This window comes from Pseudomonas sp. 10(2024) (assembly GCF_045164175.1).
Taxonomy (GTDB): Bacteria; Pseudomonadota; Gammaproteobacteria; order Pseudomonadales; family Pseudomonadaceae; genus Aquipseudomonas; species Aquipseudomonas alloputida.
Map to the genome: position 1 here is coordinate 1,151,638 of NZ_CP174006.1, position 23,216 is coordinate 1,174,853.

General features: G+C 61.7%; 20 protein-coding genes. 13 read left to right on the top strand and 7 right to left on the bottom strand.

Translation table 11 applies throughout. The features are described 5' to 3' along the window. Window positions 1–89: 89 nt before the first annotated feature. From ACI7M0_RS05190 to ACI7M0_RS05210, 5 genes are all read left to right on the top strand, one after another. A complete protein-coding gene (locus ACI7M0_RS05190; RefSeq protein WP_003255050.1) occupies window positions 90–998 on the top strand; it encodes a carbohydrate ABC transporter permease in 909 nt (302 codons plus the stop codon). Next, window positions 991–1,836 carry a carbohydrate ABC transporter permease gene (locus ACI7M0_RS05195; protein WP_010952198.1) on the top strand — a complete coding sequence of 282 codons (846 nt, stop codon included), beginning with the start codon at window positions 991–993 and terminating at the stop codon, window positions 1,834–1,836. The genes ACI7M0_RS05190 and ACI7M0_RS05195 overlap by 8 nt, the downstream gene beginning before the upstream one ends. A 3-nt stretch (window positions 1,837–1,839) precedes the next feature. Further along, complete coding sequence (locus ACI7M0_RS05200) at window positions 1,840–2,994, top strand: ABC transporter ATP-binding protein (protein ID WP_129933932.1); 1,155 nt, start codon at window positions 1,840–1,842, stop codon at window positions 2,992–2,994. 40 nt (window positions 2,995–3,034) lie between these two features. Then, entirely contained in the window at window positions 3,035–4,378 is a 1,344-nt protein-coding gene (locus tag ACI7M0_RS05205) for a carbohydrate porin (protein WP_010952199.1), read from the top strand. A 117-nt stretch (window positions 4,379–4,495) separates the two neighbouring features. Next, window positions 4,496–5,350, top strand: coding sequence for a D-hexose-6-phosphate mutarotase (locus ACI7M0_RS05210; RefSeq protein ID WP_003255044.1), 855 nt, complete (start codon window positions 4,496–4,498; stop codon window positions 5,348–5,350). Here ACI7M0_RS05210 and hexR read toward each other — a convergent pair. After that, entirely contained in the window at window positions 5,343–6,206 is an 864-nt protein-coding gene (gene hexR / locus ACI7M0_RS05215; RefSeq protein ID WP_169774905.1) for a DNA-binding transcriptional regulator HexR, read from the bottom strand. The genes ACI7M0_RS05210 and hexR overlap by 8 nt on opposite strands. A 211-nt stretch (window positions 6,207–6,417) precedes the next feature. Between hexR and zwf the strand changes: the two genes are divergently transcribed. Genes zwf through ACI7M0_RS05230 form a run of 3 tightly spaced genes read left to right on the top strand, consistent with a single transcriptional unit; the run spans window position 6,418 to window position 9,285 of the window. After that, window positions 6,418–7,887: a glucose-6-phosphate dehydrogenase gene (zwf, locus tag ACI7M0_RS05220; RefSeq protein ID WP_010952201.1), complete on the top strand. Its 1,470-nt coding sequence runs from the start codon at window positions 6,418–6,420 to the stop codon at window positions 7,885–7,887. Then, the gene (gene pgl / locus ACI7M0_RS05225; protein ID WP_104960873.1) at window positions 7,874–8,587 is read left to right on the top strand and encodes a 6-phosphogluconolactonase; all 714 of its coding nucleotides are present in this window, start codon (window positions 7,874–7,876) and stop codon (window positions 8,585–8,587) included. Before zwf ends, pgl begins: the two co-directional genes overlap by 14 nt. Window positions 8,588–8,604: 17 nt before the next feature. After that, window positions 8,605–9,285: a bifunctional 4-hydroxy-2-oxoglutarate aldolase/2-dehydro-3-deoxy-phosphogluconate aldolase gene (locus ACI7M0_RS05230; RefSeq protein WP_003255037.1), complete on the top strand. Its 681-nt coding sequence runs from the start codon at window positions 8,605–8,607 to the stop codon at window positions 9,283–9,285. Between the two features lie 15 nt (window positions 9,286–9,300). On the opposite strand, the gene ACI7M0_RS05235 is transcribed toward ACI7M0_RS05230, so the two are convergent. After that, window positions 9,301–9,588, bottom strand: coding sequence for a hypothetical protein (locus tag ACI7M0_RS05235; RefSeq protein ID WP_405314553.1), 288 nt, complete (start codon window positions 9,586–9,588; stop codon window positions 9,301–9,303). On the opposite strand from ACI7M0_RS05235, the gene ACI7M0_RS05240 reads away from it, so the two are divergent. Beyond that, a complete protein-coding gene (locus tag ACI7M0_RS05240; RefSeq protein ID WP_405314605.1) occupies window positions 9,484–10,641 on the top strand; it encodes an ISL3 family transposase in 1,158 nt (385 codons plus the stop codon). The two genes, ACI7M0_RS05235 and ACI7M0_RS05240, sit on opposite strands and share 105 nt — an antisense overlap. A gap of 357 nt (window positions 10,642–10,998) precedes the next feature. Here ACI7M0_RS05240 and leuA read toward each other — a convergent pair whose 3' ends face one another. The 4 genes from leuA to ACI7M0_RS05260 form a co-directional block, all read right to left on the bottom strand. After that, window positions 10,999–12,672 carry a 2-isopropylmalate synthase gene (leuA, locus tag ACI7M0_RS05245; RefSeq protein WP_010952204.1) on the bottom strand — a complete coding sequence of 558 codons (1,674 nt, stop codon included), beginning with the start codon at window positions 12,670–12,672 and terminating at the stop codon, window positions 10,999–11,001. 432 nt (window positions 12,673–13,104) lie between these two features. Continuing rightward, window positions 13,105–13,932: a M23 family metallopeptidase gene (locus ACI7M0_RS05250; protein WP_129933841.1), complete on the bottom strand. Its 828-nt coding sequence runs from the start codon at window positions 13,930–13,932 to the stop codon at window positions 13,105–13,107. Window positions 13,933–13,935: 3 nt separating this feature from the next. After that, window positions 13,936–15,315, bottom strand: coding sequence for an exodeoxyribonuclease VII large subunit (gene xseA / locus ACI7M0_RS05255; protein ID WP_129933839.1), 1,380 nt, complete (start codon window positions 15,313–15,315; stop codon window positions 13,936–13,938). Window positions 15,316–15,395: 80 nt separating this feature from the next. Continuing rightward, entirely contained in the window at window positions 15,396–16,274 is an 879-nt protein-coding gene (locus tag ACI7M0_RS05260) for a LysR family transcriptional regulator (RefSeq protein WP_104960876.1), read from the bottom strand. A 97-nt stretch (window positions 16,275–16,371) separates the two neighbouring features. Between ACI7M0_RS05260 and ACI7M0_RS05265 the strand changes: the two genes are divergently transcribed. The 4 genes from ACI7M0_RS05265 (at window position 16,372) to guaA (ending at window position 20,944) form a co-directional block, all read left to right on the top strand. Continuing rightward, the gene (locus ACI7M0_RS05265) at window positions 16,372–17,127 is read left to right on the top strand and encodes a sulfite exporter TauE/SafE family protein (protein ID WP_020193645.1); all 756 of its coding nucleotides are present in this window, start codon (window positions 16,372–16,374) and stop codon (window positions 17,125–17,127) included. Between the two features lie 47 nt (window positions 17,128–17,174). Beyond that, complete coding sequence (locus ACI7M0_RS05270) at window positions 17,175–17,732, top strand: hypothetical protein (RefSeq protein WP_003255027.1); 558 nt, start codon at window positions 17,175–17,177, stop codon at window positions 17,730–17,732. Window positions 17,733–17,818: 86 nt separating this feature from the next. Continuing rightward, window positions 17,819–19,288: an IMP dehydrogenase gene (gene guaB, locus ACI7M0_RS05275; RefSeq protein WP_003255025.1), complete on the top strand. Its 1,470-nt coding sequence runs from the start codon at window positions 17,819–17,821 to the stop codon at window positions 19,286–19,288. Between the two features lie 78 nt (window positions 19,289–19,366). After that, entirely contained in the window at window positions 19,367–20,944 is a 1,578-nt protein-coding gene (guaA, locus tag ACI7M0_RS05280; protein WP_129933837.1) for a glutamine-hydrolyzing GMP synthase, read from the top strand. A 93-nt stretch (window positions 20,945–21,037) separates the two neighbouring features. On the opposite strand, the gene ACI7M0_RS05285 is transcribed toward guaA, so the two are convergent. After that, the gene (locus tag ACI7M0_RS05285; protein WP_129933843.1) at window positions 21,038–22,918 is read right to left on the bottom strand and encodes an LTA synthase family protein; all 1,881 of its coding nucleotides are present in this window, start codon (window positions 22,916–22,918) and stop codon (window positions 21,038–21,040) included. Between the last annotated feature and the right edge of the window lie 298 nt (window positions 22,919–23,216).

The following is a 23,216-nucleotide window of genomic DNA, read 5'->3' on the forward strand; positions in this document are numbered from 1 at the left end:
CACTGTTCCTGGTCATGACGCCGGACCTGTGGGAGCGGGCTTGCCCGCGAAGCGGTGCATAGCACTGCCACTACCTCGGGATCCAATACATGACCACGACCACCGCCCAATTGCGGGCCTCACCCCTGGACGCGCTTCAGCGCTGGCTGCCCAAGCTGGTGCTGGCACCCAGCATGTTCATCGTCCTAGTGGGCTTCTACGGCTACATCCTCTGGACCTTCGTGCTGTCCTTCACCACCTCGACCTTTCTGCCCACCTACAAGTGGGCGGGCCTTGCGCAATACGCCCGTCTGTTCGACAACGACCGCTGGTGGGTGGCGAGCAAGAACCTGCTTCTGTTCGGCGGCCTGTTCATCGCCATCAGCCTGGCCATCGGTGTGTTGCTGGCGGTGCTGCTGGACCAGCGCATCCGTCGCGAGGGCTTCATCCGCACCATTTACCTGTACCCCATGGCGTTGTCGATGATCGTCACCGGTACCGCCTGGAAGTGGCTGCTCAACCCGGGCATGGGCCTGGACAAGTTGTTGCGTGACTGGGGCTGGGAGGGCTTTCGCCTGGACTGGCTGATCGATCCCGACCGGGTGGTGTATTGCCTGGTGATCGCGGCCGTGTGGCAGGCTTCGGGCTTCATCATGGCCATGTTCCTTGCCGGCTTGCGTGGCGTCGACCCGTCGATCATCCGCGCTGCGCAGATGGATGGCGCCAGCCTGCCGCGCATCTACTGGACCGTGGTGCTGCCCAGCCTGCGCCCGGTGTTCTTCAGTGCACTGATGATCCTCTCGCACATTGCCATCAAGAGCTTCGACCTGGTGGCGGCAATGACGGCCGGCGGCCCGGGTTACTCCTCCGACTTGCCGGCAATGTTCATGTACTCGTTCACCTTCAGCCGCGGCCAGATGGGCATGGGCTCGGCCAGCGCCATCCTGATGCTCGGGGCGATCCTGGCGATCCTCGTGCCTTACCTGTACTCGGAGCTGCGGAGCAAACGCCATGCATAGTCCTGTCGACAAGCCAGTGCTCAGCCTCAGCCGCATGGCCATCCATGCCGTGTTGCTGATCGCCGTGCTGCTGTATCTGGTGCCGCTGGTGGTGATGCTGCTGACCAGCTTCAAGACCCCCGAAGACATCACCACCGGCAACCTGCTGAGCTGGCCTGCAGTGATTACCGGCATAGGCTGGGTCAAGGCCTGGGGAGCGGTCAGCGGTTACTTCTGGAACTCGATCATGATCACCGTGCCCGCGGTGCTGATCTCCACCGCGATTGGTGCACTGAACGGCTATGTGCTGTCGATGTGGCGCTTCCGAGGTTCGCAACTGTTCTTCGGCCTGCTGCTGTTCGGCTGTTTCCTGCCGTTCCAGACCGTGCTGCTGCCGGCCTCGTTCACCCTCGGCAAGCTTGGTCTGGCCAGTACCACTGGTGGCCTGGTGCTGGTGCATGTGGTCTACGGCCTGGCCTTCACCACGCTGTTCTTCCGCAACTTCTACGTGAGCATCCCCGACGCGCTGGTCAAGGCCGCGCGGTTGGACGGTGCCGGGTTCTTCACCATCTTCCGCCGCATCATCCTGCCGATGTCCACGCCGATCATCATGGTCTGCCTGATCTGGCAGTTCACCCAGATCTGGAACGATTTCCTGTTCGGCGTGGTGTTCTCCAGCGGCGATTCGCAACCGATTACCGTCGCCCTGAACAATCTGGTCAATACCAGCACCGGGGCCAAGGAATACAACGTCGACATGGCGGCAGCGATGATCGCTGGCCTGCCAACCCTGCTGGTCTACGTGGTGGCAGGCAAATATTTCGTGCGCGGGCTGACGGCCGGCGCGGTCAAGGGGTAAGCCATGGCAACGCTCGAACTTCGCAATGTGAACAAGACCTACGGCAGCGGCCTGCCGGATACCCTCAAGGACATCCAGCTGTCGATCAAGGACGGCGAGTTCCTGATCCTGGTGGGTCCGTCGGGCTGCGGCAAGTCGACCCTGATGAACTGTATCGCCGGCCTGGAGCAGATCACCGGCGGCGCCATCCTCATCGACGAGCAGGACGTCAGTGGCATGAGCCCCAAGGATCGCGATATCGCCATGGTGTTCCAGTCCTATGCGCTGTACCCCACCATGAGCGTGCGCGAGAACATCGAGTTCGGCCTGAAGATCCGCAAGCTGCCCCAGGCCGCCATCGACGAGGAAGTGGCGCGGGTGGCCAAGTTGCTGCAGATCGAACACTTGCTGGCGCGCAAGCCGGCGCAGCTGTCCGGCGGCCAGCAGCAGCGCGTGGCCATGGGCCGGGCACTGGCGCGGCGACCCAAGATCTACCTGTTCGATGAACCCCTGTCCAACCTCGATGCCAAGCTGCGGGTCGAAATGCGCACCGAAATGAAGTTGATGCACCAGCGCCTGAAGACCACCACGGTGTACGTCACCCATGACCAGATCGAGGCCATGACCCTGGGCGACAAGGTGGCGGTGATGAAGGACGGCATCATCCAGCAGTTCGGCACCCCGCAGCAGATCTACAACGACCCGGCCAACCAGTTCGTGGCCAGCTTCATCGGTTCGCCGCCAATGAACTTCATTCCGGTGCGTCTGGCCAGGCAGGATGGCCGCTTGCTGGCGCTGCTCGACAGCGGCCAGGCGCGCTGCGAACTGCCCTTGGGGGAGGCTGCTGACGCGCTTGAGGGGCGCGAGATCATCCTCGGCATCCGCCCTGAGCAGATCGCCCTGGGCACTGCTGACGGCAATGGTTTGCCGGCTATCCGCGCCGAGGTGCAGGTGACAGAGCCCACCGGGCCGGACCTGCTGGTGTTCGTCACGCTCAACCAGACCAAGGTGTGCTGCCGCCTGGCGCCAGATGTGGCGTGCCGGGTGGGCGACACCCTCAACCTGCAATTCGACCCGGCCCGGGTGCTGCTGTTCGACGCCGCCAATGGCGAGCGCCTGCACCTGGCCAGTACTGGCGCAACCGCAAAGGATAACGTGGCTCACTTCAAAGGCCGTTGACTCGTCTACACCATCAATAAGAAAAAGAGGACGCAAAGGGATGGAACAGCGCAAACGCATCAAGACACTGGGATCGCTGGCCTTGCTTGCACTTGTAGGCAGCAGCGGTACACAGGCTGCCGAGGCTTTTTCCAGCGAATCCAAATGGATGACCGGCGACTGGGGCGGCACCCGGACCGAGCTGCTGGACAAGGGCTATGACTTCACCCTCGATTATGTGGGTGAGGTGGCTGGCAACCTGCATGGCGGCTACAACGACGACAAGACGGCACGCTACAGCGACCAGTTCGCCCTCGGCGCGCATCTGGACTTGCAGAAGATACTGGGTTGGCATGATGCCGAGTTCAAGCTGGCGATCACCGAGCGAAGCGGTCGCAACCTGTCCAACGACCGCATCAGCGACCCGCGCGCCGGGCAGTTCAGCTCGGTGCAGGAGGTGTGGGGCCGTGGCCAGACCTGGCGCCTGACCCAGATGTGGATCAAGCAGAAGTACTTCGACGGCGCGCTGGACGTGAAATTTGGCCGTTTTGGCGAGGGCGAGGACTTCAACAGCTTCCCTTGCGACTTCCAGAACCTGGCCTTCTGCGGCTCGCAGGTGGGCAACTGGGTGGGCGGCATCTGGTACAACTGGCCGGTCAGCCAGTGGGCGCTGCGGGTGAAGTACAACATCACGCCGGAGTTCTTCGTACAGGTCGGGGCCTTCGAGCAGAACCCTTCCAACCTGGAAACCGGCAACGGCTTCAAGCTCAGCGGCAGTGGTACCAAGGGTGCGATCTTGCCGGTGGAAGCGGTGTGGTCGCCCAAGGTCAATGGCCTGCCGGGCGAGTACCGCCTGGGTTACTACTACAGCACGGCCAAGGCTGACGATGTGTACGACGACGTCAACGGCAACCCGCAGGCGCTGACAGGTGAAGCCTTCAAGTCGCACTCCAGCAAGCACGGATGGTGGGTGGTGGCGCAGCAGCAGGTCACTGCCCATGGCGGCGACGTCAACCGGGGCCTCAGCCTTTTCGCCAACTTCACCGTGCACGACAAGGCCACCAACGTGGTCGACAACTACCAACAGGTGGGGTTGGTCTACAAAGGCGCTTTCGACGCCCGGCCCAAGGATGACATCGGCTTCGGCGTGGCGCGAATTCATGTGAATGACGACGTGAAGAAGCGCGCCGAACTGCTCAACGCACAGAGCGGCATCAACGATTACGACAACCCTGGTTTCGTACCGCTGCAGCGTACCGAATACAACGCAGAGCTCTACTACGGCTTCCACGTTACCAACTGGCTGACCGTGAGGCCCAACCTGCAGTACATCAAGAGCCCTGGCGGGGTGGACGAGGTGGATAACGCGCTGGTCGCTGGCTTGAAGATTCAGTCGTCATTCTGAGTCAACTTGTTGTAAATTTACGCCAATCCATTTTCGGTTCCCGGCACCCACTGGTCTGCAGTGGGTGTTGGGGATAGGCCGAGACAGCGCTATCTCAAACAACAAGAGCTCTGAACCATGCCCGAACATCCGCTCCATCGCTTCTTCTCCTCGCAGCGGCCCCGGCCGACATTCGAGTGGGAGCGTTATCAGCAGCGCGATGTCCTGATCATCGATCACCCCCGTTGCCAGGCGGTGTTCAGCCGCCAGGGCGCGCAGTTGCTGCACTTTCAGCCAGCGGGTGAGCGGCCGTGGCTGTGGTGCGCCGAACAGTGGCCGCAGGTGGGGGCGATCCGCGGTGGTGTGCCGGTGTGCTGGCCCTGGTATGGCCGTCATCCCAGCGAAGACCTGTGGCCGGCCCACGGTTGGGCGCGGTTGCTGGACTGGAAGCTGGTGGACAGCCGTGAGGACGAGGAGGGCGTGACCCTGAAATGGCGGCTGGACCTGTGCGACTGGCAGGTCGACCTGCATGCCCGGTTGGGTAGCCGCATGGAGCTGAGCTTGAGCACCGAACATCAGGACAGCGAACCCTGCCAGTTGAGCCATGCGCTGCTGGCGTACTGGCGCATCAGTGACGTGTCCGAGATAGCGCTGTCTGGTCTGGAAGACATCGAGGGCTACGACCGCCTCAACCGCCAGGCTTGCCGTGAGGATGGCGCGCTGAAGCTCAAGGGCGGCTGCCAGAAGGTCTACCCCGGTACGCCACGGGTGCAATTGCAGGACCCAGCCTGGCAGCGCGAGCTGTGCATCGACACCGGTGACAGCGACGACACCGTGGTCTGGCACCCTGGCAATCGCCCGCTGATGGGGGTGACTGGCCGCGAGTCGCAGCGTTTTGTCTGCGTCGAGGCGACCAGCGGCAGTGGCGAAGGCCTGAGCCTGGCACCTGGGCAGCGTGCGCACCTGCGTTTGCAGGCGCACCGGCTCAGTTGAGTTCGTCGTCCTCGATCGGGTAGCGGCTGGCGTTGAGGCTTTCCTTGATCTTGCGCAGGTGGGGCTGGAAGTCCACGCCGCGGCGCAGGGTCATGCCGGTGGCCAGTACATCGAGCACAGTCAGCTGGATGATCCGCGAGGTCATTGGCATGTAGATGTCGGTATCTTCCGGCAGCGGAATGTGCAGGCTCAGGCTGCAAGCATTGGCCAGTGGCGAGCCTGCGGCGGTCAGGCCCAGCACCGAAGCGCCGTTTTCACGTGCCAGGCGCGCCACTTCGACCAGTTCGCGGGTGCGCCCGGTGTAGGAAATGATCACGAACAGATCGCCGGTGTGGGCGACCGAGGCCAGCATGCGCTGCATCAGCACATCGGCGTGGGCCGACACGGCCAGGTTGAAGCGGAAGAACTTGTGCTGCGCATCCAGGGCCACCGGGGCTGAGGCGCCGAGGCCGAAGAAGTGGATCTGCCGGGCCTGGATCATCATGTCCACGGCGCGGCTGACCTGCTGCGGGTCCAGTTGCTGGCAGGCGCTGTCAAGCGAGGCGATGGCGCTGGCGAAGATCTTCTGGGTGTAGGCGGCCGGGTCATCGTCGGCCTCTACCGCGCGGCTGACATAGGCGGCACCACTGGCCAGGCTCTGCGCCAGTTGCAGCTTGAGCTCGGGGTAGCCGCTGACGCCGAACGAGCGGCAGAAGCGGTTGACGGTCGGTTCGCTGACCTTGGCCGCCTGGGCCAGCGCAGCGATGCTGAAACGGGTGGCTTGTTGCGGGTTGAGCAGGATGACTTCGGCGACTTTGCGTTCGGCCTTGTTCAGCTCGTCGAGGCGGCCCTGGATCTGTTCCAGGAGGTTTCGCACGCGGTCCATGGGTGTGTCCTTGGGTCGGGAAGACAGCCGGCTGTGTGAGCAGCAGGCTTTTTGCACGGTCGTCTATCGTACTGTCGGTGCGGTTGGCGTACCACTTGTCTGTAACACTTGTGTGTAATGTTGTGGTTTTTACTACATTATCCCTTGAAAACCGTGTGTGAAAGCGGTATTCCTAGACCAACTTTAGGAAAGAACCAACATCATGGCCGCAATCAGTGTCGAACCTTGCACCTTTGCCCTGTTTGGCGCCCTCGGCGACCTGGCATTGCGCAAGCTGTTTCCTGCGCTCTACCAGCTCGACCGGGCCAACCTGTTGCACCCGGACACCCGCCTGCTGGCCCTCGCCCGTGAGGTCGGCAGTGCGCAGGAGCACCTGGACAGCATCGAAGCCCACCTGCGCCGGCACGTGCCCGAGGCAGATATCGAGCCTGCTGCGCTGGGGCGCTTCCTTGCCCGCCTGAATTACCAGCACCTGGACTTCCTTCAGCCTGAGGGCTATCAGGCCTTGGCCGAGCAACTGCCGGGCGAGCTGCCGCTGATCGCCTACTTCGCCACGGCGGCGGCGGTGTATGGGGCCATCTGCGAAAACCTCGACAAGGTCGGGCTGGCTGCGCGCACCCGGGTAGTGCTCGAGAAACCTATTGGCCACGACCTGGAGTCGTCGCGCCGGGTCAACGATGCCGTGGCGCGGTTCTTCCCTGAAAGCCGGGTTTACCGCATTGACCATTACCTGGGCAAAGAGACGGTGCAGAACCTGATTGCCCTGCGCTTCGCCAATAGCCTGTTCGAAACCCAGTGGAACCAGAATTCCATCTCCCATGTGGAGATTACCGTCGCGGAAAAGGTCGGTATCGAGGGCCGTTGGGGTTATTTCGACAAGGCCGGCCAACTGCGCGACATGATCCAGAATCACCTGCTGCAGTTGCTGTGCCTGATCGCCATGGACCCGCCCAGCGAACTGTCCGCCGATGCCATCCGCGACGAGAAGGTGAAAGTGCTCAAAGCCCTGGCACCGATCACTGGCGACGGCCTGAGCACCAGCGTGGTGCGTGGCCAGTACATTGCCGGCTACAGCGAAGGCAAACCGGTGCCGGGTTACCTTGAAGAAGATAACGCCAACGCCCAGAGCGACACCGAAACCTTCGTCGCCCTGCGCGCCGACATCCGTAACTGGCGCTGGTCGGGCGTGCCGTTCTACCTGCGAACCGGCAAGCGCATGCCGCAAAAACTGTCGCAGATCGTCATTCACTTCAAGGAAACGCCGCACTACATCTTCGCCCCGGAACAGCGTTTGCAGATCGGTAACAAGCTGATCATCCGCCTGCAACCGGACGAAGGCATTTCTTTACGGGTGATGACCAAGGAGCAGGGCCTGGACAAGGGCATGCAACTGCGCAGTGGCCCATTGCAGCTGAATTTTTCTGATGCCTGGCGCAGTGCACGAATTCCGGATGCCTACGAGCGGCTGTTGCTCGAAGTGATGCGCGGCAACCAGAACCTGTTCGTGCGCAAGGACGAAATCGAGTATGCCTGGAAGTGGTGCGACCAGTTGATCGCCGGCTGGCGTAATGCGGGCGATGCGCCCAAGCCATACGCGGCGGGCTCCTGGGGGCCGATGAGCTCGATTGCACTGATCACACGCGATGGGAGGGCGTGGTATGGGGATATCTGAATTGAAACTGCCAGCGGCCGTGAAGGCTCATGAACTGGCGGATGCCAAGGCACTGTCCGTGTCCTTGGCTCATGATGTGGCTGAGCGCCTGCGCGCCGCGATTGCCGCCAAGGGGCAGGCCTGTGTGGTGTTGTCTGGCGGCCGCAGCCCGGTGCCGTTCCTGGAGAAACTGGCCAGCGAGCACCTGGACTGGGCCAAGGTCACTGTCAGCCTGGCTGATGAGCGCTGGGTGCCGGTGGAGCACGCCGACAGCAATACCGGCCTGCTGGCCCGCCACCTGCTGAAGGGCGAGGCGGCCAAGGCCCGTTTCGTTGGCCTGTACCAGCAGGCGGAGAACCTCGATGCAGCTGCGCTCAAAGCTGACCAGGCCTTGGCCGAGCTACCGCCGATCGACGTGCTGGTGCTGGGCATGGGCGACGATGGCCATACCGCCTCGCTGTTCCCCGCCAGTCCCAACCTGGAAGCAGGCCTGGACCCGGCCGGCCCACGCCGCTGCCTGCCGATGCTGGCGCCGAGCGTGCCGCACCAGCGCCTGTCGATGACCCGTTCGCTGCTGGCCAGCGCGGCCTTCATCGCGCTGTCTGTGCAAGGCCAGGGCAAACTCGCTACCCTGCGCGCCGCGCTGGCGGGCAACGACCTTACTGAAATGCCGATTCGCGCTTTTCTTCACGACCCCCTGGACATCTACTGGTGCCCATGAGCCAAGGATCCACAGTCATGACCACCCTTGAACGCCCACAGCCCAAGCTCTCGATGGCTGATAAAGCCGCGCGGATCGACGCCATTTGCAAAAAGGCGCGCATCCTGCCGGTAATCACCATTGCTCGTGAGGAAGACATTCTGCCGCTGGCTGACGCCCTGGCCGCTGGCGGTATCCGTACCCTGGAAGTGACCCTGCGCTCGCAGCATGGCCTCAAGGCCATTCAGGTGCTGCGTGAGCAGCGCCCGGAGCTGTGTGTCGGCGCCGGTACCGTGCTCGACCGCAGCATGTTCGCGGCGGTTGAAGCTGCGGGCGCGCAGTTCGTCGTTACCCCTGGCATTACCCAGGACATTCTCGAGGCTGGCGTGGACAGTGAAATCCCGCTGTTGCCGGGCATCAGCACGCCGTCCGAAATCATGATGGGCTATGCCCTGGGCTACCGCCGGTTCAAGTTGTTCCCGGCGGAAATCAGCGGCGGCGTAGCGGCGATCAAGGCCTTTGGTGGCCCGTTCGGCGATATTCGTTTTTGTCCCACCGGCGGTGTGAACCCGGCCAACGTGCGCAACTACATGGCACTGCCGAATGTGATGTGCGTGGGTGGAACCTGGATGCTCGACAGCAGCTGGATCAAGAACGGTGACTGGGCGCGGATCGAAGCGTGCAGTGCCGAGGCGATGGCGCTGCTGGACGCCAACTGAAAACAGTTGTGTGCTTTACGGCTTGTGGGGCGCTTGGTCGGCGCCCCTTTTTTTGGGTTCTTCACGGAATCCCGGGAAAGACAGAAACAAGAACGCCGGTTTGATGGATGATGTTCGTGCGAGCAAACACATCAACAAACCGGCGTTCTTGTGCACGATATTAATACGTTTCTGCCCTTTTGGGAGGGCTTTTCTGTCATTGCCATCAGGCCTGACGGCGACGATCTGCTGATCGACCTGATTCCGCAGCCCACTAGGTTCCCCACCTGCAGCGGCTGCCATCAGCCCAGCACCGCCATCCACGAATACTGCCAGCGTTCGATCCGTGATCTCCCCATTCTTGGCCATGCGGTACGGTTGAATGTGGAACTGCGGCGCGTTGGGTGTCGCGCATGCGGCAAGCGGATGGAGTCAGTCAGCTGGCTTGATCGCTATTCGCGTATGACCCAGCGCTTGGCCGAGGCCGTGATCCAGGCTTGCCAGCGGCTGCCTACCCTGCACGTCGCTGAGCTGTTTGACTTGCATTGGGACAGTGTGCGCTTGCTGGAGCGACGAGCTCTACAAGCCGCTCTAGAGAAGCTACCAAAGGCCCAGCCCAGGCGCCTGGTGATGGACGAGTTCGCCCTGTTCAAAGGCCATCGCTACGCCAGCGTGGTGCTGGACGCCGATACCCGCCGGGTTCTGTGGATTGGCGAAGGACGTAGCAGAGCGGCTGTCAGGCCCTTCTTTGAGGAGTTGGGGCCAGAAGGCTGTGCGCGGATCGAAGCAGTGGCGATGGACATGAACACCGCATTTGACCTGGAGGTACGCCAACACTGCCCTCAGGCACGCGTGGTCTACGACCTGTTTCATGTAGTCGCCAAGTATGGGCGCGAGGTGATTGACCGGGTACGGGTCGACGAAGCCAACCGTCTGCGCCATGACAAACCCGCGCGCAGGGTGATCAAGCAAGCACGCTGGCTACTGCTGCGTAATCCGGAAAATCTCAAGCGAAAAGATCAACAGGTGCACCTGAGGGATCTGCTGTCGGCTAACCAATCGCTGATGACGGTTTATCTGATGAAAGCAGAGTTAAAAGCGCTGTGGTCGCCCACCACCGCCTGGGGTTGGCGATCAGCCTGGAAGCAGTGGCTGCGTCTGGCTGATGAAAGCGCGATACCGGCACTGAAGCAGTTTGCTAAACGCCTGAAGGGATACTGGCGCGGCATCTTGAGCAGGGTGCGATGGCCGATGCATACGGGCCAGCTGGAAGGCATCAACAACCGGATCAAGGTGATCAAGCGGATGGCTTACGGTTACCGGGACAGCGAATTCTTTTTCATGAAGATCAAGAATGACTTTCCCGGCAATCCGTGAAGAACCTTTTTTTGCCTGGGGTATTTGCCGTGGTTGTGCTGGCCCTTTCGCGGGTAAACCCGCTCCTACGCACCGATCTGCGGTGGACACACACCGGGTGTTGGACACAGGCCGTCGTAGGAGCGGGTTTACCCGCGAATGGGCCGGGCCCGCTGGCCAATATCCCTGGCCGTTCACCGTTGCCGTGGCCTGCGTATTCGCGGGTAAACCCGCTCCTACACCTGATCGGTGGTGGACACACATTGGTGATTGGGCGCAGCCCGTCGTAGGAGCGGGTTTACCCGCGAAAGGGCCAGTCCAGGCCAACAAAAAGCCCGCATCAAACGATGCGGGCTTTCTCATCCCTCATTCCAGGCTTCAGGCCGCCTTGGCTTCCTGCTGGCTCAGCGAGCGGTTCAGCGCACTGAACAGCGCCTTGAAGCTGGCCGTGGTGATGTTCTCATCGATACCCACGCCATGTACCGGGCGGCCACCGGCCACGCGCAGTTCGATGTAGGCAGCTGCCTTGGCGTTGGTGCCAGCGCCAATCGCATGCTCGTTGTAGTCCATGATCTCCACGGCAATCGGCAGGCCGGCCACCAGTGCTTCCAGGGCGCCGTTGCCCTTGCCGCGCCAGTGCAGGGTGGTTTCGCCTTCACCGGCAACTTCCACTTCCACGGCGCTGTGGCCGTTTTCTTCCTGCAGGCGATGGCTGACCAGTGCGTATGGCGCGTTGGCCTGGAGGTATTCCTTGTGCAGCAGGCTGTAGATCTGCTGGGCGGTCATTTCCAGGCCCAGGCGGTCAGTCTCACCCTGCACCACCTGGCTGAATTCGATCTGCATGCGACGCGGCAGGCTGATGCCATATTCCTGCTCGAGCAGGTAGGTGATACCGCCTTTGCCCGACTGGCTGTTGACGCGGATTACCGCTTCGTAGCTGCGGCCGATGTCGGCCGGGTCGATCGGCAGGTAAGGCACCTCCCACAGTTCCCCATCCTGCTGCTTGGCGAAGCCCTTGCGGATGGCGTCCTGGTGCGAGCCGGAGAACGCGGTATGGACCAGGTCGCCCACATACGGGTGACGAGGGTGTACCGGCAACTGGTTGCATTCTTCGACCACCTTGCGCACGCCGTCGATGTCGGAGAAGTCCAGCAACGGGTCGATGCCCTGGGTGTAGAGGTTCAGTGCCAAGGTCACCAGGTCGACGTTACCGGTACGCTCGCCGTTGCCGAACAGGCAGCCTTCGGCACGGTCGGCGCCGGCCATGAGGCCCAGTTCGGTGGCAGCGATGCCGGTGCCGCGGTCGTTGTGGCAGTGCAGGCTGATGATCACGCTGTCGCGGCGGCTGACGTTGCGGCAGAACCACTCGATCTGGTCGGCGTAGATATTTGGCGTGGACACTTCCACGGTGGCCGGCAGGTTGAGGATGATCTTGTGTTCAGGGGTAGGGTTCCACACCTCGATGACCGCGTCGCAGACCTCCTTGGCGAACTCCATTTCAGTGGCGCTGAAGGTTTCTGGCGAGTACTGGAAGGTCCACTGGGTTTCCGGCTGCTGGGCGGCGTACTTGACGAACAGCTTGGCCGCGTTCACCGCGATGTCCTTCACGCCTTGCTTGTCCTGATTGAAGACGATGCGGCGGAACGACGGGCTGGTGGCGTTGTACAGGTGGACGATGGCCTTCTTCGCACCGCGCAGCGATTCGAAGGTACGGGCAATCAGGTCTTCACGTGCCTGGGTGAGCACCTGGATGGTGGTGTCATCCGGGATGTGGCCGTCCTCGATCAGGGTGCGCACGAAGTCGAAATCGGTTTGCGAGGCAGACGGGAACGAGGCTTCGATCTCCTTCACGCCAACCTGCACCAAGGTCTTCCAGAAGCGCAGTTTCTTCTCCGAGTCCATCGGCTCGATCAGCGACTGGTTGCCATCACGCAGGTCGGAGCTGCACCAGATAGGTGCCTGGGTGATGGTCTTCGACGGCCAGGTACGGTCAGGCAGGTCGATGGTCGGGAAAGCGCGGTATTTCTTCGAAGGGTCTTTGAGCATGGTCATGGAAGCAATCCTTTTGTGTGCGGCCGAGATCGGGCCTGCCGAGCGATAACGATATGAAGAGGCGAGGCGACGCGATTCAGCCTGGTAGTCGGGCGCTGACCAGGCAGAGGCTGCGATGTTGTCGGAGCAGGATGAGGGTGCTGAAGGTTTTCATGCCTTCAAACTTAACCAGTGGGGTGGGGGATGGCAAGCGTTCGGGAAAAATTGAGAGGAATGCTTAAAAAAAGCCATTAGGCGAGATTTTATGGCTTGGATCTGCTGGGCGCTTATTGATGTTTGCGCAGTATTTTTCGATGGCGCAACACAGTTGAACTGCTGTCGACTGTGCTGGCCTCTTCGCGGGCATGCCCGCTCCCACAAGTATTGTGCTGTGTCTGAAGGCTTCGCTGTACCTGTGGGAGCGGGCGTGCCCGCGAAGCAGGCGCCGCATTTTCAGGGCTGGAACGCGCCAATGAAAATCGCCGGGTCCACCCGTGCATCGTTCAGGCTGACGTTCCAGTGCATGTGCGGCCCGGTAGCCCGCCCGGTCGAGCCCACGCGCCCGACCACCTCGCCACGACGCAGTTGCTGGCCGACCTGCACATCGATTTTCGACATGTGGCAGAACATGCTGATAAAGCCCTGCCCATGGTCGACGAACACCGTGCGGCCGTTGAAGAAATAATCCCCCACCAGAATCACTTTGCCATTGGCGGGTGTCTTGATCGGCGTGCCTGCCGGCACCGCAAAATCCAGCCCCGCATGCGGGTTGCGTTCTTCGCCGTTGAAGAAGCGGCGCACGCCGAACTTGCTCGACAGCGGGCCGTTGACGGGCTTGTCGAGAACCAGGTTGCTCGGCAGGTTCGGGCTGAAGCTGCGGTAGGCCTTGATCTGCTCGGCCAGCTCGCGCTCGATGCGCTTGAGGTCGGCCGGGTTCGGGTTGACTTGGCGCGTGTTCTTCAGGGTAATGCGCTGCTCAGGGTACTTCTTGCTGCCTACGCTGAAAGGCAGGGTGCGCCCGCCCTGGTTCAGCACTGCGGTGCCGGGCTTCTGGGTCAGCGGGATGCCGACGATGGCCAGCCAGTTGTCCTGCTCCTTCACCACCAGCACCGGTTTGCCGTCGAAACGGGCGCTGGGTGCGCTGGTGGCGGGGCCCAGGTCGACGACTGCCACACCGCCGGGTACCGGTTTGTTCAGTGTGCGGGTGATGTAGCTGGCCTGGGCGCCGCCGGCCAACAGCAGCAGGGAAAGGGCAAGCAGGGGCGCGAGCACGCGGGGCATGTGTCAGTCCAGTAGTGAGAGGGTGACCGGGGTCAGGTGGTTGTCTTCGACCCGCACCAGCAGCTCGCCTTCGTTCAGGCGGGCGGTCAGGCGTTGGCCGTTGCGGGTCTGTTCGGCGCTGCGAATGGCCTGGCCTTGCTCATCCAGCAAAATGCTGTATCCACGGGCCAGGGTGGCCAGCGGACTGACCACCTGCAGTGTCTGCAACTGGGCCTGGAACCGCTGGCGACGGTCCTTGAGCACCTCGCGCATGGCCCGTGGCAGGCGGTCGGCCAGGCTGTCCAGGCGCTGGTTCAGCAGTTTCAGGTTACGCCCCGGATGCTGCGCGGCCAGGCGGGCGTCCAGGCGTGCCAGGCGTTCGCGGCGCTGGTTGAGGTTGAGCATGAACGCGCGACGCAGGCGCATGTCCAGGTCGTCCAGGCGTTGAGCCTGCTGGCGCAAACGCTCGCCTGGGTGGCGCAGGCGCCGGGTGAGTGACTCCAGGCGCAGGCGGTCGTGGGTCAGGCGGTTCTGCATGCGCAGCAGCAGGCGCCGTTGCAGGCCATCCAGGCGTTGCCGAAGGCCGCTGTTGTCAGGGGCCAGCAGCTCGGCGGCAGCCGACGGGGTGGGCGCGCGCACGTCAGCCACGAAGTCGCTGATCGACACGTCGGTTTCATGGCCCACGGCGCTGACAATCGGCGTGACGCAGGCGGCCACGGCACGCGCCACGGCTTCCTCGTTGAAACACCACAGGTCTTCCAGCGAACCCCCACCCCGCGCCAGAATCAGCGCATCGAAGCCGAGGCTGTCGGCCAGGCGGATGGCGCGTACGATCTGCGCGATGGCTTCGCGGCCCTGTACCGCCGTAGGGATCAGGTTCAGCTCCACCTGCGGGGCACGGCGGCCGAACACGCTGATGATGTCGCGGATCACCGCGCCAGTGGGCGAGGTGATGATGCCGATGCGCTGCGGGTGAGCCGGCAGTGGCTTCTTTCGTTCGGCGCTGAACAGCCCCTCGGCCCCGAGCTTTTCCTTCAGGGCATCGAAAGCCAGGCGCAGCGCGCCATCACCGGCTGGCTCGACAGTGTCGAGAATAAGCTGGTAGTCGCCACGCCCCTCGAACAGCGAAACCTTGCCACGCACCCGCACCGCCAGGCCGTCGCGCAGCGCCTGGCGTACCCGCGTGGCGTTCTGCCGGAACAACGCACAACGCACCTGGGCGCCGCTGTCCTTGAGGGTGAAGTACATGTGGCCGGACGCCGGGCGGGCGAGGTTGGAGATTTCGCCTTCCACCCACACGCTGCGGAAAACGTCTTCCAGCAGCACGCGGGCGCGGCCGTTGAGTTGGCTGACGGTAAGGACCTCGCGGTCCAGCCCGAGTCGTTCGAAAGGGTCTTTGATCATGGCTGGCATCATAAATGACATCGGCCCCGGTTGTCTGTCCCGGGCCCTGTTGGAGCGGGTGCACCGGCGAGGAACAAGGTTCAGGCCTGCAGGGCCGTTACGAACTGCCTGGCTATCTGCCCCGCATCGCGGCGACAGGCCAGCGCCACTGTGCTCTGGCAATCGCCTTCCAGCGCCACGAAACTGACCGAAGCGGGTGCGATCTGGCGCATGCACTCTGGCAACAACGCCACCCCAAACCCCGCCTGTATCAGCTGCAACTGCGTAGTCTTGCGCGACAGTACCTGCGCCGCCTGCGGGAAGAACCCTGCCCCCATGCACAACGAGGCCGACAGGTAGCTCAAGCCACCGCGATCCCGGTGCGGGATGGAAATGAAGCGTTCTTCCTTCAATTGCTCCAGTTGCACGTGCTGAGTACCCGCCAAGGGGTGTCCAGCGGCGACCGCCAGCAACAAGGGTTCGTCGAACAACTCATGCAGCACCACGCCTTCATGCTGGCGCAGCACCGGCAAGCGCAACAGGCCGATATCCAGCCGTCCGGCAGCAATGTCTTCCAGCTGTGCCTCCGATGACTGCTGCGCAATCTCCAGCGAAACCCCTGGGTTGTGCTTCAGGTAGTTCCCCAGGCGAGCCAGAAGCCCGCCGGTCAGCGGCACGGTGCTGGAATGGTTCAGGCGCAAGCTGCCTTGCAACCCTTGGCCAATGTCACGGGTAACCCGCTCGGCCTGTTCCAGGTCAGCCAGCAAGCGTCGCGCCCGTTCAAGAAAGGCCTGACCGGCCAGCGTCAGGCGAGGCAGGCGCGCCGTGCGTTCGAACAGCGGCGTGTCCAGTTGTTGCTCCAGCTCCTTGATCTGCCGGCTAAGGGCCGACTGGGCGACGTACAGTCGCTCGGCGGCGCTGCTGAAACTGCCGCACTCGGCGATCTCCACGAAGTAACGCAGCTGTCGGATTGACGTCATGTCATGCCTTTTCGAGATGGCTTTTGGGATAAAGGCATATTAGTCGGCATGGCTCATGGCTGGCTAACCTTTGCCTGTCTTCCCAGGAACTGCTGCCATGCTTGCCCAACTGTCGTTTTCCGGCCTTGACTGGCTGCCGATCCTGTTCGCCATTGCCGCGGCCTACATCGTCTTCGGCATCGCCGGCTTCGGTACTGCACTGGTGGCGGGGCCAGTGCTGATTCACTTCATGCCGTTGTCACGCATCATCCCGTTGCTGGTGCTGCTGGATTTCGTGGCCGCGTTCGGCAACCTGCTGCCGTCGCGCCGGGATGTGGTCCGCAGTGAATTGCTGCGGCTGCTGCCCTTCATGGCCTTGGGTTGTACTTTGGGCGTGGTGTTCCTGCTGCAACTGAAGTCCGACCTGTTGCTGCTGTTGATGGGGGTATTCGTGACTGCCTATGCAGTTTACGGGCTGGCAGTGAAAGTGAGGCCAGCCAGCCTGTCCGGCTTCTGGGCGGTGCCGATGGGCACGGCAGGCGGGTTGTTCGGGGCTTTGTTCGGCAGCGGCGGATTTCTTTATGCCCTTTACCTGAGCGCACGGCTGGAGGTGAAGGAACAGGTACGCGCCACCCAGAGCGCGCTGATCAGCTGCAGTACGATAGTGCGTCTGTCGCTGTTCCTGATCGCCGGTGTCTATGCCGACCAAAGCCTGCTGCTGCTCGCCGCCTCCCTGCTGCCTGTCATGTTCATTGGCCTTTGGGTAGGGCGTCGGTTGACCAACCGGTTGTCCCGCGAAGCGTTCGTACGGCTGGTGACCTGGCTGGTGCTGGCCAGTGGGCTGGCGTTGATTGGTCGCTACCTGAGCGCCTGAGCGGTAGAATTGCGTCATTACCGGCGTTTCTCAGGCTTGTCCCGTTCATGAACACCCAGAGCATCATCGTTCCAAAGCTGTCTACCGTCCCGGTGCATGAAGCCCGTGCCCGCGCCATCCTGCGCTGGCTGGTGCGCGAAAAGGTCGTCGAGGAGCAACTGACCACCTGTGGCCGCACCGGCAACCGCATGGGCCACGCCCTGGCGGCAGGGGCGCGCAAAGTGGCCCTGCACCCGGAAAAACTGCCCTTCGGCGAACCGGTCAACGGCCTGGAAGTGATGCTCAAACGCTGCATCTATACCCCCACCGAAGGCTTCCTCGAAGAAGCCGGTTGCCCGGAGTGCCGGCGCGAGGTAGGTGAGCCGTTGTTCGAAAGCCTGGAAGAGTGGATGCCGGCAGTGAGCGACAATTTCACCTGCCCACTGTGCGGCTTCGAAGATGACATCAATGGCTTCATTTACCTGCAGCCATGTGCCTTTTCCAACCTGGGGTTCATCTTCAACAACTGGGGCGAGGCCGGGTTCACCCAGGCCTTTCTCGACAGCTTCGCCGACTGGCTCGACCAGCCGGTGGCCGTGGTGCAGGTAAAACTGCCACAAGCCTGACCGAAGGCCCTTATTTTGCATTGAGCGGCGCGCCATGCATGAGTATAATGGCGCGCTTCCATTTTTCCCGCCCGGGAGCCCCCGCGATGCTGCGTATCAGCCAAGAAGCCCTGACCTTCGACGATATCCTCCTTGTACCTGGCTATTCCGAGGTACTGCCCAATGAAGTCAGTCTCAAGACCCGTTTGACCCGTGGCATCGAGCTGAACATTCCGCTGGTTTCCGCTGCCATGGATACCGTGACCGAAGCGCGTCTGGCCATTGCCATGGCTCAGGAAGGCGGTATCGGCATCATCCACAAGAACATGACCATCGAACAACAGGCCGGCGAAGTGCGCAAGGTCAAGAAGTTCGAGGCTGGCGTGGTCAAGGACCCGATCACCATCGACGCCGATGCCACTGTGCGCGACCTGTTCGAGCTGACCCGCCTGAACAACATCTCCGGCGTGCCGGTACTGGCCAATGGCGACCTGGTCGGCATCGTCACCTCCCGTGACGTGCGCTTCGAAAATCGCCTGGACGCCAAGGTTCGCGACGTGATGACGCCGAAAGAGCGCCTGGTCACCGTCCGCGAAGGCGCCGACAAGAACGAAGTTCGCGAGCTGCTGCACAAGCATCGCCTGGAAAAAGTCCTGATCGTTGACGACAAGTTCAACCTCAAGGGCATGATGACCGTCAAGGACATCGAAAAGGCCAAGGCTTACCCGCTGGCCAGCAAGGACGACCAGGGTCGCCTGCGCGTCGGCGCCGCCGTCGGCACCGGCAAGGACACCGGCGAGCGCGTTGCGGCGCTGGTGGCGGCTGGCGTTGATGTCGTCGTCGTCGACACTGCCCACGGCCACTCCAAAGGTGTGATCGACCGCGTACGCTGGGTGAAAGAAACCTACCCGCAAGTGCAGGTGATCGGCGGCAACATCGCCACCGGCGCTGCCGCCAAGGCCCTGGCCGAAGCGGGTGCCGATGCGGTCAAGGTTGGTATCGGCCCTGGCTCTATCTGCACCACTCGTATCGTTGCCGGTGTCGGCGTGCCGCAAATCAGCGCCATCGCCAACGTCGCCGCAGCACTGGAAGGCACTGGCGTGCCACTGATCGCTGACGGCGGTATCCGCTTCTCCGGTGACCTGTCCAAGGCCATCGTTGCCGGTGCTTCCTGCGTGATGATGGGTTCGATGTTCGCCGGTACCGAAGAGGCCCCGGGTGAAGTCGAGCTGTTCCAGGGCCGTTCCTACAAGGCCTACCGCGGCATGGGCTCGCTGGGTGCCATGGCACAGGCGCAAGGCTCGTCCGACCGTTACTTCCAGGACTCCTCGGCCGGCGCCGAGAAGCTGGTACCGGAAGGCATCGAAGGCCGCGTTCCTTACAAAGGCGCCCTGGCCGCGATCATCCACCAGCTGATGGGCGGCCTGCGTTCGTCCATGGGCTACACCGGCAGCGCAACCATCGAAGAAATGCGCACCAAGCCGGAGTTCGTGCGCATCACCGGTGCCGGCATGGCCGAGTCCCACGTGCACGACGTGCAAATCACCAAAGAAGCCCCTAACTACCGCGTAGGCTGAGGCTTCAAGCTACAACATAAAGCGGGGCTGTCATGACAGCCCCGCGTCGTTTCCGATTTCCACTGACGAGATTGAGTCATGGCCCTCGACATTCACGCTCACCGCATCCTGATCCTCGATTTCGGTTCCCAGTACACCCAGCTGATCGCCCGCCGCGTGCGCGAAATCGGCGTGTACTGCGAACTGCACCCGTTCGACATGGACGATGAAGCGATCCGCGAATTCAACCCGCGCGGCATCATCCTCGCCGGCGGCCCCGAGTCGGTCCACGAAGCCAACAGCCCGCGCGCTCCGCAGGCCGTGTTTGACCTGAATGTGCCTGTGCTGGGTATCTGCTACGGCATGCAGACCATGGCCGAGCAGATGGGCGGCAAGGTAGAAGGTTCCGACCTGCGTGAGTTCGGCTATGCCCGCGTGGACGTTGTCGGCAAGAGCCGCCTGCTCGACGGCATCGAAGACCACGTTGATGACGATGGCGTGCTGGGCCTGGACGTGTGGATGAGCCACGGTGACAAGGTCACCCAGATGCCTGGCAACTTCAACATTCTGGCCAGCACCCCAAGCTGCCCGATCGCCGGCATGTACGACGACGTCCGCGGCTACTACGGCGTGCAGTTCCACCCCGAAGTGACCCACACCAAGCAAGGTGGTCGCATCCTGTCCCGCTTCGTGCAGGACATCTGCGGCTGTGAAGCCCTGTGGACGGCGTCCAACATCGTCGAAGACGCCATCGCCCAGGTGCGTGCGCAAGTCGGTTCGGCCAACGTCCTGCTGGGCCTGTCCGGCGGCGTCGACAGCTCGGTGGTTGCCGCGCTGCTGCACCGCGCCATCGGCGACCAGCTGACCTGCGTATTCGTCGACAACGGCCTGCTGCGCCTGCACGAAGGCGACCAGGTGATGGCCATGTTCAAAGAGAACATGGGCGTCAAGGTGATCCGCGCCGACGCTGAAAAGCAGTTCCTCGACAACCTGGCCGGCGAAGCCGACCCGGAGAAGAAGCGCAAGATCATCGGCCGCACCTTCATCGACGTGTTCGATGCCGAAGCCAGCAAGCTGGAAAACATCCAGTTCCTCGCCCAGGGCACCATCTACCCGGACGTGATCGAGTCGGCTGGCGCCAAGAGCGGCAAGGCCCACGTGATCAAGTCGCACCACAACGTCGGCGGCCTGCCGGAGGAAATGAACCTCAAGCTGGTCGAACCGCTGCGTGAACTGTTCAAGGACGAAGTGCGCAAGATCGGCCTGGAGCTGGGCCTGCCGTACGACATGGTCTACCGCCACCCGTTCCCGGGCCCGGGCCTGGGCGTACGTATCCTCGGCGAAGTGAAGAAGGAATACGCCGACATCCTGCGTCGCGCCGACCACATCTTCATTGAAGAGCTGCGCAAGGCCGACTGGTACCACAAGACCAGCCAGGCGTTCGTGGTGTTCCAGCCGGTCAAGTCGGTCGGCGTCGTCGGCGACGGCCGTCGCTACGCCTGGGTCGTGGCCCTGCGTGCCGTCGAGACCGTGGACTTCATGACCGCGCGTTGGGCACACCTGCCGTACGAGCTGCTGGAAACTGTCAGCGGTCGTATCATCAACGAAATCGAGGGTATCTCGCGCGTTACCTACGACGTGTCGAGCAAGCCGCCTGCCACTATCGAGTGGGAATGATTGGGTAGCCAGCCCAGGCTGGTACCCGCAGGACGGATACACCAGAAAGCCCGCATGATTGCGGGCTTTCTGGTTCTTGCTCGTTCAGATTGCTTATTCTTCTGGCTTTCTGGCAAATAGCGCTTTCTGGTAGGCGTTATAGGAAAGCAGCCTGCTCCTCACTGCGATGAACTCGTCACCCTCCACGCGTTGCGGGTGCTTTTCCTGCGGGTCATCCTCAAGATTGTATTTAGTCAGGGTGTCCGAACTGAATTCGTATATGTATTTGTACGGGTGCTCCACCAAGGCTGACGCCAGTTGGTCAAAGAACGTGGACATGAAGAATGTGCGTTTCCCCTGTTCCCTCAACAAGCTGATGCCTTGTACAGAGAGGGGGGATTCGGTCACATCAAAAAAATCGGCAACCGTGGGCGTAATATCGATCTGGTGACTGGTGGTTGAGGCGGGTTTGGGCAGTGACTTTCCATTACTCCAGAAAATCAGGGGGACGCTCACTTCTTCTTCGTGCATGGACGCGTTGTGAATGAACAGACCGTGCTCACCAAATGACTCACCGTGGTCACCCACGAGTACGAATAATGTCGAGTCCAGAAGGCCTTGCTTGTCGAAGGATGTCAGCATTTCACCCAGCACGCTGTCTGTCTTGGCTATGCAGTCTTCATACTTTTCCAGCTCGCTCTGTAATGGGGGCCCTTGGCTGCATTGGTAGGGGTAGTGGGCTGCGCTTGGGAAATAGAGCGCGATGAAACCCTTGCCATTCTTTTTGATGTTTTCCAGGTAAGCGATGCTGGACGAAAACAGCTGTTCATCACTTTCACCGAAGCTGCTGGCGTTTTGTGAGCGGTTCTCGGCGGGGATGAGCTCCGAAATTCCGTAAGCATTCGACACACCGATGGATTTCAGGAAGCCCTCCATGTTTTCGAACTGCAGGTACAGCGAGCTGAAGGCGACGGCTTCCATGTTTTTCCTGTTCTTCAGCTCATGGATGACACTGGGTTGTAGCAGGTACATGGCTTCTTTGATTTCAATATCAGGGTAGGCATGCAGCCCCGTCAGGATCGCGTGGTAGCCTTTGGACGAGTGAGGCACTGAGACGTACGATTTGAAGAGCATGCCCTCCCGAGCGAGCTTATCGAAGGTGGGGTACCGCTCGGCGGTTTTGATGTCGGGAGCAAACACGCTGTTCCAGCGCACTGACTCCAGAACGATGAAGACCAGGTTCTTGAAGTCTGGCGTGGGGTGAGATTGAAGTTTTTGGATTTCGTTGACGCTGGCCAGCGGGTAGGCGGGTTGTTCGAATGGCAGCGACGGTCTATGCGGCGCTGCGGTCAAGGAAGTGGTGTTTCTGAGTGTTGTGACCAGTGGGCTGATGACAATGTTTTCGTTCAGGTGATAGCGCGCGTCTTTGGCATGGATGGAGCCGAAGAGCAGGGCGCCGATCACCAGCAGTGATGCCCAGAGGTGTTGTCTTTTCTTTACTGTGCGGGTGCGCTGTTCTTTATAAGCGATGCAGGTTGCCAGCCCAGCGAAAGACCAGGTCGCCAGGTAAGCCAGAAAAAGCACAAAGACAATGAACCTGAATGTGTGCCCGAAACCGGCAGATTGCGTGAGAAACACCTCGGCCCCGGAGGTCAGGTTGCTTGCGTTTTGCAGGCTGTAGCTTATCAGTTGCCAGTCCAGAGGCTTCAGCCATAGCTCCCGAACACGCATGTCCACCAGCAGGAACAGCAGCAAGGCGCCTGAGGCGATGCTCAACAGATAGAAGTTGAATTTGTTTCTGGTAATGGTGTTGGCGGCAATCACATAGAGGGCAACCACTAACAGCACGTCTTGAAGCAAGTACAGGGCAATGTCGAAAACACCGGTCTCCACCCATCGATGGGAGAAAAACTCGATCAGGATGATCTTCGGTGCCAGCAGCAGGCCTGCAGCGAGCAGGAGCGAGATATGCAGTAATGAATTCCTGAGCCACATGGTGTCTACCTTCGCATTCACAGAGCCGGCGTCTTGTCTGAAGCGATAGGCGGGCAAAAGGCCAGCACCTGCGCACCCCGTTTTTAGACTTAAGCAGCCCACCCTGAATTCGGCAAGTCAGCCCCGGGGCGTTGGGTTGGTACCGAAGGGGGAGCGGGTTGCCACTGGCGATCGCGGCCGCTAACCGGTCGTGCGACAAGACTTCACTTAATATTTCGCAAATGCAGGTGTATCGTATTCGCCCTTCATCGCCAGCCCCTGCTGGCAGACTGATTGCGCAGAAACGAGGTACCCGCAC